General features: G+C 70.5%; 14 protein-coding genes. 11 read left to right on the forward strand and 3 right to left on the reverse strand.

Annotated elements, in window-relative coordinates:
• The first annotated feature begins 52 nt into the window (after nt 1–52).
• The 5 genes from OG965_RS31695 (at nt 53) to OG965_RS31715 (ending at nt 3,834) form a co-directional block, all read left to right on the forward strand.
• Nucleotides 53–487: a DUF6278 family protein gene (locus OG965_RS31695; protein ID WP_371655469.1), complete on the forward strand. Its 435-nt coding sequence runs from the start codon at nt 53–55 to the stop codon at nt 485–487.
• A gap of 156 nt (nt 488–643) precedes the next feature.
• Entirely contained in the window at nt 644–1,387 is a 744-nt protein-coding gene (locus OG965_RS31700) for an amino acid ABC transporter ATP-binding protein (protein WP_371655470.1), read from the forward strand.
• Nucleotides 1,388–1,406: 19 nt separating this feature from the next.
• Nucleotides 1,407–2,312, forward strand: coding sequence for a glutamate ABC transporter substrate-binding protein (locus tag OG965_RS31705; RefSeq protein ID WP_371655471.1), 906 nt, complete (start codon nt 1,407–1,409; stop codon nt 2,310–2,312).
• A gap of 8 nt (nt 2,313–2,320) precedes the next feature.
• On the forward strand, nt 2,321–2,965 hold the full coding sequence (locus tag OG965_RS31710; protein WP_371655472.1) for an amino acid ABC transporter permease: 645 nt from the start codon (nt 2,321–2,323) through the stop codon (nt 2,963–2,965).
• Nucleotides 2,962–3,834 (forward strand): amino acid ABC transporter permease, encoded by an 873-nt coding sequence (locus OG965_RS31715; protein WP_371655473.1) that lies wholly within the window; start codon nt 2,962–2,964, stop codon nt 3,832–3,834. The genes OG965_RS31710 and OG965_RS31715 overlap by 4 nt, the downstream gene beginning before the upstream one ends.
• A gap of 35 nt (nt 3,835–3,869) precedes the next feature.
• Here the strand turns inward: OG965_RS31715 and OG965_RS31720 are convergent, their stop codons facing one another.
• On the reverse strand, nt 3,870–5,453 hold the full coding sequence (locus tag OG965_RS31720; protein ID WP_371655474.1) for a CocE/NonD family hydrolase: 1,584 nt from the start codon (nt 5,451–5,453) through the stop codon (nt 3,870–3,872).
• A 109-nt stretch (nt 5,454–5,562) separates the two neighbouring features.
• Nucleotides 5,563–6,816 carry an Ig-like domain-containing protein gene (locus OG965_RS31725; protein ID WP_371655475.1) on the reverse strand — a complete coding sequence of 418 codons (1,254 nt, stop codon included), beginning with the start codon at nt 6,814–6,816 and terminating at the stop codon, nt 5,563–5,565.
• Between the two features lie 222 nt (nt 6,817–7,038).
• On the opposite strand from OG965_RS31725, the gene OG965_RS31730 reads away from it, so the two are divergent.
• The 6 genes from OG965_RS31730 (at nt 7,039) to OG965_RS31755 (ending at nt 13,896) form a co-directional block, all read left to right on the forward strand.
• Nucleotides 7,039–8,202: a lipid II:glycine glycyltransferase FemX gene (locus OG965_RS31730; RefSeq protein WP_371655476.1), complete on the forward strand. Its 1,164-nt coding sequence runs from the start codon at nt 7,039–7,041 to the stop codon at nt 8,200–8,202.
• Nucleotides 8,199–9,839: a murein biosynthesis integral membrane protein MurJ gene (murJ, locus tag OG965_RS31735; protein WP_371655477.1), complete on the forward strand. Its 1,641-nt coding sequence runs from the start codon at nt 8,199–8,201 to the stop codon at nt 9,837–9,839. The genes OG965_RS31730 and murJ overlap by 4 nt, the downstream gene beginning before the upstream one ends.
• A gap of 107 nt (nt 9,840–9,946) precedes the next feature.
• Nucleotides 9,947–10,630 carry a response regulator gene (locus OG965_RS31740; RefSeq protein WP_371655478.1) on the forward strand — a complete coding sequence of 228 codons (684 nt, stop codon included), beginning with the start codon at nt 9,947–9,949 and terminating at the stop codon, nt 10,628–10,630.
• Complete coding sequence (locus tag OG965_RS31745) at nt 10,627–12,096, forward strand: ATP-binding protein (RefSeq protein WP_371655479.1); 1,470 nt, start codon at nt 10,627–10,629, stop codon at nt 12,094–12,096. Before OG965_RS31740 ends, OG965_RS31745 begins: the two co-directional genes overlap by 4 nt.
• Nucleotides 12,093–12,587, forward strand: a complete 495-nt coding sequence (locus OG965_RS31750) for a hypothetical protein (RefSeq protein WP_371655480.1) — start codon at nt 12,093–12,095, stop codon at nt 12,585–12,587. The genes OG965_RS31745 and OG965_RS31750 overlap by 4 nt, the downstream gene beginning before the upstream one ends.
• 52 nt (nt 12,588–12,639) lie before the next feature.
• Entirely contained in the window at nt 12,640–13,896 is a 1,257-nt protein-coding gene (locus OG965_RS31755) for a cytochrome P450 (RefSeq protein WP_371655481.1), read from the forward strand.
• Here the strand turns inward: OG965_RS31755 and OG965_RS31760 are convergent.
• The gene (locus OG965_RS31760) at nt 13,835–14,578 is read right to left on the reverse strand and encodes a hypothetical protein (protein ID WP_371655482.1); all 744 of its coding nucleotides are present in this window, start codon (nt 14,576–14,578) and stop codon (nt 13,835–13,837) included. The two genes, OG965_RS31755 and OG965_RS31760, sit on opposite strands and share 62 nt — an antisense overlap.
• Nucleotides 14,579–14,582 lie beyond the last annotated feature (4 nt).

Raw genomic sequence — 14,582 nt, forward strand, 5'->3', positions numbered from 1 at the left:
ACTCCGCGTGCCCTGTGGTGCGCAGGTCTGTGCGAATGGGACGCTTGACGCCATGAACATCCTGGACAACTGGCGCAAGCGGCACGGCTCGCAGCGGACGCCGGCGCTCGCCGACGCGGTGGAGACCGATCCGGCGGGCGTGGGCGAGCTCCTCGCGGAGTGCGAGCTGCTCCGGGTCAGGGCCCAGCAGGCCGGGCTCGAACTCGACGACAGCCCAGCGTCGTTGGCGGCGCTCGACCAGCTGCCGCCGCACTGGCGGGACGACCCGGAGGAGCTGCCCTGGCTGGGCAACGACGCGGGGCTGTATCTGGGGACCGTGCTCGTCCGGACGGTCGAGGGCGCGTCCTGGCAGGTGTGGCCGGGCGGGGAGCCGGTGGTGCGGCTCGCCTCGGGGCGCGAGATCGACGTGGTGGGCGCCGGGGTCGAGTGGGCGGCGAGCGGTACGCCCGAGCTCTCGCAGGTGTACGCGGAGGCCTCCGAGGTCTGACCGTTGCGCACGCGGCGGCCCACGCGTCGGTGACCCGACCCACCGGTAACCCAAAATACGGTTTATGTCCTGTTCGTGCGTGTCGAGGTGAAGTCCCTTTCCGGGCTGGATAGTTTGCGCTGACCTCGACACAGCGATGAGTGGGCAGGACAGCGTATGGCCGTCGATCCGTTGATCGAGCTGCGTGACGTCAACAAGCACTACGGGAAGTTGCACGTCCTCCAGGACATCAACCTCACCGTCGGACGCGGGGAGGTCGTGGTCGTCATCGGCCCGTCCGGCTCGGGCAAGTCGACGCTCTGCCGGACGATGAACCGCCTGGAGACGATCGAGTCGGGGTCGATCTCCATCGACGGCAGACCGCTGCCCGAGGAGGGCAAGGGGCTGGCGGCACTGCGTGCCGAAGTCGGCATGGTCTTCCAGTCCTTCAACCTCTTCGCCCACCGGACCGTCCTCGCCAACGTCTCGCTCGCCCAGATCAAGGTCCGGGGCCGCAAGAAGGAGGAGGCCGACCGGCGCTCGCACGAACTCCTCGACCGGGTCGGCCTCGCCTCCCAGGCGGACAAGCTGCCCGCGCAGCTCTCCGGCGGCCAGCAGCAGCGCGTAGCCATCGCCCGCGCGCTCGCCATGAGCCCCAAGGTCATGCTCTTCGACGAGCCCACCTCCGCGCTCGACCCGGAGATGATCAACGAGGTCCTCGAAGTCATGCAGCAGCTGGCGCGCGACGGCATGACGATGGTCGTCGTCACGCACGAGATGGGCTTCGCCCGCTCCGCCGCCAACCGCGTCGTCTTCATGGCCGACGGAAAGATCGTCGAGGACCGTACCCCCGACGAGTTCTTCACCAACCCGCACAGCGACCGGGCCAAGGACTTCCTCTCCAAGATCCTCAAGCACTGAACGGGGAGTGGACGCAACCATGACGCGTACGCGACGCGCGCTGGCCGCCCTTGCACTGGTCCTGGCCGCCGCCGGGTGCGGCAAGTCGGGCAGCCCGCCGGTCAAGGGGCCCCAGTCCGACCAACTGCCCCACTACCAGGTCATGACGGGCTTCTCGCTGCCCGACTCCCCGGTGTGGCGGCGGGCGAAGAACCGCGGTCACCTGGTGGTCGGTGCCAAGGAGGACCAGCCGTACATGGGCGAGAAGGACCCGGCCACCGGCGTCTACTCGGGCTTCGACATCGAGATCGCCAAGATGATGTCCGCCTCGCTCGGCTTCGACCCCAAGACGATCGCCTTCAAGACCATCGCCTCCGCCAACCGCGAGACCGCCCTGCAGAACGGCCAGGTCGACTACTACGTCGGCACCTACACCATCAACGACAACCGCAAGAAGCTGGTCGGCTTCGCCGGGCCGTACTACCTGGCCGGCCAGGGCCTGCTCGTGCGCACCGACGAGGACGACATCAACGGGCCGCAGGACCTGGGCGGCAAGCGCGTCTGCTCGGCCGCGGGCTCCACCCCGTACCAGCGCATCCAGAAGGACTACCCGAAGGCCGATCTCGTCGCGTACGACACGTACTCCGTCTGTGTGGACAACCTGCTCACCTACCAGGTCGCCGCCGTCACCACCGACGACACCATCCTCAGCGGGTACGCGGCCAAGGTGCCCGACGAGCTGAAGGTGGTCGGCAAGCCCTTCTCGAAGGAGCCGTACGGCGTCGGTGTGCCGCGCAGCGACAACGCCCTGCGCTTCGCCCTCGACAACGCCATCGAGACCCACGAGAAGAACGGCGACTGGCAGAAGGCGTACGACGCGACGCTCGGCCTGTCGGGACGCAAGGCCGCGCCCGCCCCGCCCATCGACCGCTACCCGGCGAGCTGAGGCCCCGCATGGACGTAATGACCAAGAACTTCTCGCTGTACGGCAAGGGCTTCCTCGGCACCGTCGAGCTCACCGTCTACGCCTCGGCCGTGGCCCTCGTGCTCGGCTTCCTGATGGCCTCCTTCCGGGTCTCGCCGGTCGGCTCGTTCCGGGCGCTCGGCACCGTCTGGGTGAACGTGCTCCGCAACACTCCGCTCACGCTGCTCTTCTTCGCGGTGCTGCTCGGGCTGCCGCGCTTCGGCCTGGTGCTTCCCTTCAAGCTGTTCGCGGTGATCGCGCTCGGCTGCTACACCTCGGCGTTCATCTGCGAGGCGCTGCGCTCGGGCATCAACACCGTGCCCACCGGCCAGGGCGAGGCGGCCCGGAGCCTGGGGATGACCTTCGGCCAGACGCTCTCCGCCGTGGTCCTGCCGCAGGCCTTCCGCTCGGTGATTCCGCCGGTCGGCTCCACGCTCATCGCGCTCGCCAAGAACTCCGCCATCGCGGGCGCGTTCAGCGTCACCGAGCTGCTCGGCACGTACAAGACGCTCAGCGAGCTCGGCTACGACATCATCTGGACGTTCATCTGGATCGCCGTCGGCTATCTGATCATCACGCTCACCATCAGCGCCGTCTTCAACCTCCTGGAGAAGTACTGGGGAGTCGCCCGATGACCGCACAGCTGTCCCCAGAAGCCACCGCCCTCTACGACATCCCCGGCCCCAGGACCCGCCAGCGGCACCTGCTCTACGGGATCGTCTCGACGGCCCTGATCCTCGCCCTGGTCGGCTGGATCCTCTATCTCCTGTTCGACACCGACCAGTTCACCTCCACCAAGTGGACGCCCTTCGAGTACGAGGGGATCCAGCGGCTGCTGCTGCGCGGGCTCGGCAACACGCTCAAGGCGTTCGGGTTCGCGGCGCTGTTCTCGCTGGTGCTCGGCGCGATCCTGGCGACCGGGCGGCTCTCCGACCACCGGGCGGTCCGCTGGCTCGCCACCCTGCTGGTCGAGTTCTTCCGCGCCATGCCCGTCCTGGTCATGATCTTCTTCATCTTCGTGGCGCTGAAGGTGCAGCCGTTGCCGGCGCTGGTGGCCGGACTGACGCTCTACAACGGCTCGGTGCTCGCCGAGGTGTTCCGCTCCGGCGTCAACTCCGTGGAACGCGGACAGAAGGAGGCGGCATTCTCGCTCGGGATGCGCAAGACGCAGGTCATGACGTACGTGCTGGTCCCCCAGGGGATCCGGGCGATGCTGCCGACCATCATCAGCCAGCTGGTGGTCGCGCTGAAGGACACCTCGCTCGGCTATCTGATCACCTATGAGGAGTTCCTGCACGCGGGGAAGCTCATCGCTTCGAATCTCGACTACGATTTGCCGTTCATCCCCGTGGTGATGGTGATCTCGCCGATCTACATCGGGATGTGCATGCTGCTCTCCTGGTTCGCCACCTGGATGGCCAGGAGACAGAAGCGCAATCCCAAGACGGAGGCCGTGGAAGTCGCCCCGGCTGAACCAGGGACGCTGCTGCCAGGTGCGCAGTAGCAAGGGGGCAAGGCCCACCCGGCAGCAGCCGGTGATCACTCCTCGCGGAGAGGGACCGTCAGATACGACGGGTCTGACGCGGGTGAGGAGAAGGTCAGCTGCGCGCCGGTCGGGTTGTGCTCGATGTAGAGCGGGTCGACGGTGTCCACCACCAGTGCCAGACGGTGGCCGGCCGGTACGTCGTACGACGTGGAGAACAGCTCCAGGTCGACGGCGAACGGGCGGCCGGGCGTACGGCCGTGGAAGGTGTAGGGGGCGTTGCTGACCAGCTTGCCGAGGCCGAGCGGGCCCACGTCGTACAGGTACGCGACGAGGGTGCCGCTCTCCTTGGTGGGAGTGACGGTGGTGTGCAGCGCGGCCGTGCCCCGGATGCGGCGGGGCGTGTCGTACCGCTCCGACTGCCAGACCGCCGCGAACGCGCGCGGCAGCAGCGGGATCGAGGCCATCGGCGGGAGCTTGGTGAACTGGTCCAGGATGTTCGACAGGAACAGGATGCCGCCGTCGGCGCCCGAGTCGACGTTGGCGAAGATCCGCTTCGAGCCGCCCAGCGGCAGCTTCTCCTTGGCCGCCCCGACCGCCTGCCAGCTCGGATAGCCCTCGTAGGACCCGTCGGTGCGGGACTTGAGCTGGACCGGCTGCTCCTTGTCGATGCCGTTGGCGTCGCCCTTGAGGTAGTGGTCGAACCAGCGGTGGGCGTCCGTCCAGACGTCGTTGGGCAGGCCGAGCAGGCCCGTGGCCTCGGCGGTGGCGTGGTCGCCGGGGCGGAACTCCAGCCGCTTGGGGCCGGTCAGCTTCGTGTAGAAGTCGGCGTACTGGTTGGGCGGGAAGAGCGTGTCGCCCCAGGCGTTGCCCAGCATGATGGCGGCGCCGTTGCGGTTGATGTCGTCCAGATAGGTGATCGGCGAGCGCTTGCGGCCCCACTCGATCATGTCCTGTTCCTTGGCCAGGTTCGAGCCGAGGAAGTCCTTGAGGGTCTGCTGGAGTTCGGCGCCGGGGCGGCCGGTGAGGGCGCCGCTGACGCCCAGCATCGCGGCGGCCTCGAGGTGCTGGGTGCGGCCGCTGTAGATCGACTGGATGAGGTCGGCCCAGCCGCTCATCGCGACGACGGCCTTGATGCGCTTGTCGTGCGCGGCGGCGAGGAGGCTGATGCCCGCGCCGTAGGAGACGCCGCCCAGGCCGACGCGGTCCGGGTCGGCGGGGGTGTGGGCCAGCGCCCAGTCGATGACGGCCGAGACGTCGGCGCTGTCCTTCGGGCCCGCGACCTCGATCTCGCCGCCGGAGAGCCAGAAGCCCCGGGAGGTGTAACTGACCACGGTGTAGCCCGCGTCGGCGAGCTTCTGGGCCTGGGCGATGTATTCGATCTGCGGCGAGGCCCAGCTGGCCGGGAAGACGATCAGCGGGTAGCGCTCACCGGCCCTGGCCCCGGCGGGCGTGAAGACGTTGCCCTTGAGGGTGATCCCGCCCGACCCGGGAATGTCGTGGAAGGAGACACCGGCGGCCGCCACCGGCGCCGCCTTCACCGGCGCGGCCTGGGCCGATGGGGCGAGGCCGAAGGCGGCGCCGGCGAAGAGGGCCGCCGCCGTGACGGCTGCGGCGGTGGCCTTGCGCGGATGTCCCATGAGTCGCTCCCCGTTGCGTCGTTGCAAAGTAAACCGACGCTAACCGGGAGCCTTACCGGAAGTAACTGGTCGGTAAGTTACGCGTGGGTAACGATTGTTGGACGAGTTGTCAGCTGCTCGCGGCACCAGCGGTGCTTGCGGTGCCCGCGGTAGAAGCGCCGGTCAGGGCGCTCTTCTTCTGCCACTGCTCCCAGCTGAGGTTCCACTCGCCGTAGCCGTTGTTGACCGCCTGCGGGCCCTTGGTGTCGTCGCCGACGATCTCGAACGGGTCGCCGACCTGCACCGTGCCGTACAGCTCCTTGGCGTTGGCGTCGCTCATGCCGATGCAGCCGGAGCTGTGGTTGGTGTTGCCGAAGTACGCGGCGTTCCAGGGCGCGGCGTGCGCGTACATCCCGGACCAGGTCAGGCGCATCGAGTAGTCGACCATCTTGTTGTAGGCGTCGCCGAGGCCGACCGTCTCGGAGTTCATGTTGATCGTGCCCTCCTTCGACATCAGGACGGCCTTGCCGCGCCAGGACCGCTTGTCGCCGCCCGGCGTGCCCCCCGACACCGGGATCTCCTTGACCACGGCCCCGTCGCGGTACAGCTTGAGGCGGTGGTTGTCGAGGTCGACCTTGACGACCTGGTTCTTGCCGACGGTGAAGCCGGTCTTGTAGTCCTTGACGAACCAGCCGCCGCCCGAGTCGACGCCGTTGAGGTCCGCTTCGAGGGTGACCTTCGTCCCGGCCTTCCAGTAGTCCTTGGGCCGCCAGTCGACCCGGGACTTGCCCGAGTAGTCCTCCATCCAGCCCCAGGACCCCACGGTGTTGTCCGAGGTGGTCACCTTGAGCTGCTTCTCCACCGCCGCCTTGTTCTTCACCGGGTGGTCGAAGACGATCGACAGCGGCTGGGCGACGCCGACCGTGGTGTCCTTGCCGGGCGCGAGCGACAGCTTGTTCACCTTGTCGGCGGCGACGGTCGCGAAGCCGGCCTTGGCGGTGGAGCCCTTGTCGTCCTTGGCCTCGATCGCGTACGTGCTGCCGGGTGCGGCCACCCGGTCCGAGGTCCAGGTCCTGCCGTCGGCGGCTATCTTCCCCGCCAGCTTCCCGCCCTTGGCGTCGGTGACCGTGACCTGCTGGAGCTTCCCGGAGGCCAGCGTGACCTTGACCGGCTCGCCCGCCTTCGCCTGCTGCCCCGTCAGGTTCACCGAGATCTGGGCCTTCTTGGCGCCCGCCAGGTCGGCGGCGCCCCCCTTGCCGTCGCCGGAGCCGCCCGAGCCGCCGGAGCAGGCGGTGAGAGCCGCGGCGAGGACCGCGGTGCCGGCGATCACGGCGTTACGGACGGGGCGGCGGCGGGGCGGGGTGTGGCGGCGTATGCGGCTCAACTGGAAAACCTCCGTAGCAATGCTTCTCCGTAGGAGAGAGTCGGTAACTCGACTCTAGGTTGCGGAAAACGCCGGGAATCTCGGGAATTCCTTTGTGACGAGGACCGCAGAGGAACTGTCACCGTCCGGTCACATGCGCCGCGCGGCTCGGTCATGGACCGCTGTGAGCATCCTGTGCATCCCCGCGGCACCGACGGCGGGGCGTACTTGGAGGTCACCCACGTGTCCGCACTGCTCGTGACCGGCGACCGCGACCGCGACCAGGATTTGCGGGTGCGCGGTCTCTCCGTCGCCGAGTACCGGTCCTATCTGGCGGGCCGGACCGGCGTGAGTTTTCTGCAGCACCCTTCCTGGGCCGAGGTGAAGGACCAATGGTCTGCGGAAAGGGTCGGCTGGCACCTTGACACGGGTGAATTGAAGGGTGCGGCGCTCGTGCTCTACCGGCAATTCCCGGGCACCCGGAAATACTTCGCCTACCTCCCCGAGGGACCGGTCGCGGACTGGGCCGACCCCGAAATCGACCGCTGGCTGGGGCCGTTGCTGCGCCATCTGCGCCGGTCGGGCGCCTTCGCCGTACGCATCGGACCCTCGCCCGCCTACCGGCGCTGGGACGCCGCCCTGCTGAAGTCCGCGACCGGGCCCGGCCGCAAGGTCGGCGATGTGCTGGCCACCGAGGTGGACCCGCTCGGCTCGGCCGTCGCCGAGCGGCTGCGGGCGCGCGGCTGGCGGCGCTGCGGGGGCGACGACGGCGACGCCGACGCCCAGCCGCGCCATGTCTTCCAGGTGCCGCTGGCCGGGCGGACTCCCGACCAGCTGTGGTCCGGGCTCAACCAGGAGTGGCGCCGCAATGTGCGCACCGCCAAGAAGGCGGGCGTCGAGGTCGTCACCGCGGGCGCGGCCGATCTGCCCGAGTTCTACCGGCTGCTGCGGGTCACCGAGGAGCGCGACGGCTTCCGGCTCGGCCGGTCGCTGGCGTACTACGAGCGCCAGTACGCGGTGCTCAACGCCGAGCAGCCGGGCCGGATGCGCCTCTACCTCGCCGTCCACGGCGGCGAGGTCCTGGCCGCCCACACCATGATCACGGCCGGCCGGCGGGTCTGGTACCAGACCGGCGCCTCCGCCGACCACCGCCGCGAGGTGCGCCCCAGCAACGCCCTGCAGTGGCAGATGATGCTCGACGCCCACGCACTCGGCGCCGATGTGTACGACATGCGCGGGGTACCCTCCACCCTTGATCCACAAGATCGCCCGTTCGGCCTGCTGCGCTGGAAACTCGGCACCGGCGGGCAGGTGGTCGAGACCCTGGGGGAGTGGGAGACACCGATGAGCGGCACCACCAACCACGCGCTGTACCGCGCGTTCCAGGCCTATCTGGCGCGCCGGTGAGCGCCCCCGTCCACGCCGGGCCCCGCCACGCGGCCAAGGCGTCCCTGGCGCGCAGCGGCGCGGTGATGGCGGCCGGGTCGATCGTCTCGCGGGCCACCGGCTTCGTGCGGTCGGCGGTGGTGGCGGCCGCGCTCGGCGTCGGGCTCGTCGGCGACGGTTTCGCCGTCGCCAACAACATCCCCAACATCCTCTACACCCTGCTCATAGGCGGCACGCTCAGCGCGGTCTTCGTGCCCGAGCTGGTCCGCGCCGCCAAGGAGCACGCCGACGGCGGCGCCGCCTACACCGACCGGCTGCTCACCGCGTGCACCGCCGCCCTGGTGGCCATGACGGCCCTCGCGGTGCTCGCCGCACCGCAGATCGTCGACTTCTACACCGACTACACCGGCGCCCAGCGCGACCTCACGGTCGCCTTCGCCCGCTACTGCCTGCCGCAGATCCTCTTCTACGGCCTGTTCACGCTCTTCGGGCAGGTCCTCAACGCGCGCGACCGGTTCGGCGCGATGATGTGGACGCCGGTCCTCAACAACCTCGTCGTGATAGCGGTGTTCGGCCTCTATCTGGCGACCGCCGGGACCTCCGGCGCCACCTTGAGCGCCACCGACACCAAGATCCTGGGCTGGGGTACCACCGCCGGGATCGCCGTCCAGGCGCTCGCCCTGGTCCCCGCGCTGAGCGCGGCCCGGTTCCGCTGGCGGCCGCGGTTCGACTGGCGCGGCAGCGGTATCACCCGCCCGCTGCGCTCGGCGGGCTGGCTGATGCTCCTCGTCCTGACCAACCAGCTCGCGTACTGGGTGGTGACCCGGCTCTCCACCACCGCCGGGCAGCGCGCCCACGACCAGGGCGTCGCCGGCGGCGCGGGCTACACCGCGTACACCAACGCGTACATGCTCTGGGTGGTGCCGCACGGCATCGTCACCGTCTCGATACTCACCGCGCTGATGCCCCGGATGAGCCGGGCGGCCGCCGACCAGGACCCGGCGGCGGTGCGGCGCGACCTCTCCCACGGGCTGCGCACCAGCGCCGCGATGATAGTCCCGGCCGCCTGCGCGCTGCTCGCGCTGGCGCCCTGGGTGATGGGCGCCGCCTTCGGGTACGGCAGGACGGCCCCGGCGGACGTGAAGGTGATGGCGGGGATGCTGATGGCGTTCGCGCCCGGGCTGATCGCCTTCTCCGGGCAGTACGTGCTCTCGCGCGGGTTCTACGCGCTGAGCGACACCCGCACCCCGTTCGTCCTCAACCTGGTGATCGCCGGGTGCAACGCGGGCCTGTCCGCCCTCGCCTATGTGCTGCTGCCCGCGCGCTGGGCGGTCACCGGGATGGCCGGGGCGTACTCGCTCGCCCTGTTCGCCGGGTGGGCGGTCACCGCGTACACCCTCGACCGCAGGCTCGGCGGCGGCGTTGGGCTGCTGCGCTCGCCGACGCTCGCCGTCCACGGGCGGCTGCTGCTCGGCTGCGTCCCCGCCGCGCTGCTCGGGTACGCGGCGGCCCGCGCGGCCGAGGGGCTCGGCGACTTCGCGGCGACCGGGGCCGGAGCGGCCGTGCTGCTCGTGACGGTCGCGCTGCTCGCGCGGCCGCTGCGGCTCGACGGGATCAACGACGTGATCGGCAAGCTGCGGGGCGGCCGGAAACGCTGACCGGCCCCGCGGCCGCCCGCACATCCTCCGCGACCTCTGTGACCTCTGTGACAAGTGATACCTATGCGACATCCGAGACCCCTGAGACTCCTGGGATACTGACGCTCATGCCACGCGTGCTGCTCATAGAGGACGACCCCTCCGTACGGGAAGGGGTCGAGCTCGGCCTGCGCCGACGCGGTCACGAGGTGCGCGCGGCCGAGACGGGCGAGGCGGGGCTCGCGGCGCTCAAGACCTTCCAGCCCGAACTGGTCCTCCTGGACCTGATGCTGCCCGGCATCAACGGCGTCCAGGTCTGCACCCGTATCCGCGAGACCAGCCAGCTGCCGATCATCATGCTCACCGCGCGCGGCGACGACTTCGACGTGGTGGTCGGGCTTGAGGCGGGCGCCGACGACTACATCGTCAAACCCGCCCGCACCGAGGTCATCGAGGCCCGCATCCGGGCCGTGCTGCGCCGCCTCGCCGACCCCGGCGGGCGACCCGGCCTCGAATTCCACGACGAACTCGCCCTCGACCGGGCCGGCCTCACCGCCGCCAAGTCGGGCGAGCGGCTCCAGCTCGCGCCCTCCGAGCTGAAGCTGCTGCTGCACCTCGCGGCCTCGCCGGAGCAGGTCTTCAGCCGCCAGCAGCTCCTGGAGTCGGTGTGGGAGCACAGCTACCACGGAGACGCGCGGCTGGTGGACGCGTGCGTGCGGCGGCTGCGGAACAAGATCGAGGACGTGCCCGGCAGCCCCCGCTACATCCAGACCGTCCGCGGCTTCGGCTACCGCTTCGGGCCGCTGCGGTGATACGCGCGCTCAAGCGACTCCGGCGCATCGGGCTGCGGGCCCGGCTGGTGGCCGCCTTCCTCCTGGTCGCCGCGATCGCCGCGGGCACCACCGCCACCCTCATCTACCAGAAGGCCCGCTCGGCCATCCTCCAGCAGGCCCAGGACACCGCGGTCGACCAGCTGCGCGAACAGATCGGCGCCCAGAAGGTCACGCTGCCGATGACCCGTGACTCCCTGCGGCAGCTGAGCCTCACCGTGGGCCGCCAGGGCAAGCCGCACCCCTGGTACGTGTACGCCGAGTACGGCACGCTGCGCGGCTCCAACGTCAGCCAGACCACGTCCGCCATCCTCACCGAGGACCTGCGCCGCCGCGCCCGCGGCAATCCGCACGGCACCTTCCAGCGGGTGGTGAAGGACGGCAAGCCCTGGCTGACCATGGGAATGCCGGTGATGATCGGCGTGGAAGGGCAGCAGTCGACGAACCCCAGCGGGATCATGATGTACGCGGTGATGCCGCTCAGCACCGAGGAGGACACCGTCCAGGCGATGGTCAGCGCCGCCCGCGACGGAGCGCTGCCCGCGCTCGCCGTCGCCCTGGTGCCCGCGCTGCTCGCCGCGCGCAGTGTGCTGCGGCCGGTGCGCGATCTGCGCCGGGCCGCCAGCAGCATGGGCAAGGGGCGCCTCGACACCCGTATCGAGGTGAAGGGATCGGACGAACTGGCCGATCTGGCCTGGACGTTCAACGAGTCCGCCAAGGAGCTGGAGCGGTCCGTCGAGGAGCTCCAGAAGGCCGAGGCCAGGGCCCGCCGGTTCGCCGCCGACGTCTCGCACGAGCTGCGCACCCCGCTCGCCGGGATGCTCGCCGTCACGGAGGTGCTCGACGAGGACGCCGACGGGCTCGACCCCGACACGGCCGCCGCCGTGCGGCTCGTCTCCGCCGAGACCGGCAAGCTCGCCACACTCGTCGACGACCTGATGGAGATCTCCCGCTTCGACGCCAAGGCCGCCGAGCTCAACCTCGACGAGGTGGACGTGGCCGAGACCATCGCCAAGACGCTCCAGCGCAGACGGTGGGAGGAGGAGGTCGTCGTCGAACTCCCCGACGGGGTACGGGCGATGCTCGACCCCAGGCGCTTCGACATCGTCGTCGCCAACTTGGTCGGCAACGCGCTGCGGCACGGCGCCGCGCCGATCCGGGTGACCCTGCGCACCGAGGAACTCCCCGAGGGTCCGCGGGTGGTGACCGAGGTGCGCGACAGCGGCCCCGGGCTCGCCCCCGACGTGCTGCCGCACATCTTCGACCGCTTCTTCAAGGCCGACGCCGCCCGAACCCGCTCGGTGGGCAGCGGCCTCGGGCTCGCCATCACCCTGGAGAACGTCCGGCTGCACGGCGGCACGGTCCGGGCGGCCAACCACCCCGGCGGCGGCGCCGTGTTCACCGTCGCGCTGCCGCCGCGCCCGCCGGTCGCGGAGCCGGTGTCATGAGGTGGTCCAGGGCCGGCGCGATCGCGCTGCTGCTGCCCGCCGTGCTGGCGCCCGCCGGGTGCGGGGTGCGGCCCTCCGAGGTCGTGGAGGTGGGCGACCCGGCGAACGTGCAGACGGTGCCGGACTCCGCCCACGGCGGTGTTTTCGTCTACCTCAAGGGCTCCGACGGAGCGCTGCCCGTCACCCGGACCACCGACGAGGAAAGGGTGGCCGAGGGCGGGGTGCTCCTGATGCTCTTCGACGGTCCCACGGAAGCAGACCGGGCTGCCGGGCTGACGTCCGACGTGCCCAGTTACCACGGCGAAGTGGATGTCAGCACGAGCGGCACCACCATGAAGATCACGCTGACCCGCCCCGTACGCGACTTCTCCGCCGTGGCCCGGCAGCAGCTGGTCTGCACCGCGGCCCACTCGATGGAGGACAGCAGCGCGATCACGGTGGTCCTGCGGGGCAGCGACACCAGTCTCGATCCCGAGCCCTGCCGCTACTGACCCGGCCCGGGCGGCCTTGCCGCGGGCGTCCGGTTGCCGTCACCTTGGTGCGATGAGTGATCTGCCGGACGTCTTCGACCCGCGCCGGTACGCCGCCGGGCCGCCCCACGACGACTACCGGGAGCTGCGCGAGCGGCACCCGGTGGCCTGGCAGGAGGAGTACGAGGTGCTGGGCTGGCCAGCCGGACCCGGCTTCTGGGCGGTCACCCGGCACGCCGACGTCGTACGGGTGCTGAAGGACCCGGTCACCTACTCCTCCATGCTCGGCGCCACCCAGATCCGCGACCCCGACCCCGACGACCTGCCGTTCATCCGGCGCATGATGCTCAACCAGGACAGACCGGACCACGGCAGGCTGCGGCGCGTGGTGAGCCGTGCCTTCACACCCCGCCGCACCGACCGGTTCGCGGCGGCGATACGGGCCCGGGCACGCACCCTGCTCGGCGCGGCCCGCGACGGCGCCGAGGACGGGGTCCTCGACCTGGTCACCGAGGTCACCGACGACTACGCGCTGCTCAACCTCGCGGATCTGCTCGGGGTGCCCGGCAGCGACCGGGGCCTGCTCCTCGAATGGACCGAGCGGGTCATCGGCTACCAGGACCCGGACGAGCCGCTGGCCCTGGGCCCCGACGGGCGGCCGGTCAACCCGCGCTCGCCCGCGATGCTGCGTGAGATGTTCGCGTACGCCCAGGAGCTTGCCGCGTACAAGCGGCGCGAGCCCGCCGACGACATCATGACCGCGCTGGCGCACTCCGAACTGGCCGACGCCGAGCTGGAGATGGTCTTCTTCCTGCTGACCGTGGCGGGCAACGACACCGTGCGCAGTGCCGCGCCCGGCGGCTTCCTGGCGCTGGCCGAGCACCCGAAGCAGTGGCGGGCGCTGCGCGAGGGCGAGGCGTCCCCGGGCACGGCCGTGGAGGAGCTGCTGCGGTGGCACCCGCCGGTCCTCACCTTCCGCCGCACCGCCGCCCGGGACACCGTGCTCGCCGGGCAGCGGGTGCGCACGGGCGACAAGGTGGTGGTCTTCCACGCCTCGGCCAACCACGACGAGCGCGTCTTCACCCGCCCCCAGCGCCTGGACCTGACCCGTACGCCCAACCCCCACGTGTCGTTCGGGGAAGGCCCGCACATCTGCCTCGGCGCCCACTTCGCCCGGCTCCAGCTGCGCGTCCTGCACGAGGAGGCGCTGCGGCTGCTGCCCGGCGCGGCGCTCGCCGGGCAGCCGCGCAGGCTGGTCTCCAACTTCATCAACGGGGTGAAGTCGCTGCCGCTCCGGCTGTCGGGGCCGGGGTCAGGGCCGCGCGGGTGACGTCGGCGACGACCTCCACCACGTCCGGGCCGTACGCAAGGGAGTTGACGACCTTGAGGAGCAGGCAGAAGGTGCCGTTGCCGTGCTTGCGGGCCAGCTTCTCCTGGTTGCGGACGAGATAGCGGGTGGCCGCCTGGTTGGTTATCGCGCGCTGGCCGCAGAAGAGGAACACCGGCCGTCGGCCCTCGCCCGCGGTGACCCGGGCGAGGATCACATACTCGGTGACCCCGCCGTCCACCCGGTACTTCTCGCCGCCGATGGTCAACGAGCCCCGGTCCGGGCCGGGTTCGGTGTCCACGTTCATCGTCACACCGGGCAGCAGCGCGGAGAGATGCGCCGCCATACGGCGGTTGGAGTACGGGCCGCCCAGACAGAACTCGGTGCGCTCTCCGAAGCCCTGCTGCGTCAGATCGTGCTGGACGATCCGCGCGTGGGCCCCGCAGTCCGTGATGAGCGAGGCCAGTTCGAGGAGCGCGAACACGTCGAACCGGTGCACCGCGCCCTCGGCCCCCGCGTCCCGGTTGACGACGAGCAGGCACTCGGAGTGGGTCGGCAGACCGAAGAAGGCCTGCTTGCGGCGGAGCCTTCGGTTCCAGAGATAGGTGCGGGTGAGCCAGCCCAGGGCGGCGCTGATGCCCGCGGCGACCATTCCCAGCACGATGTTGCGCACGTCGTCGTTCATGGGC

The organism is Streptomyces sp. NBC_00224 (assembly GCF_041435195.1).
Classification (GTDB): Bacteria; Actinomycetota; Actinomycetes; order Streptomycetales; family Streptomycetaceae; genus Streptomyces.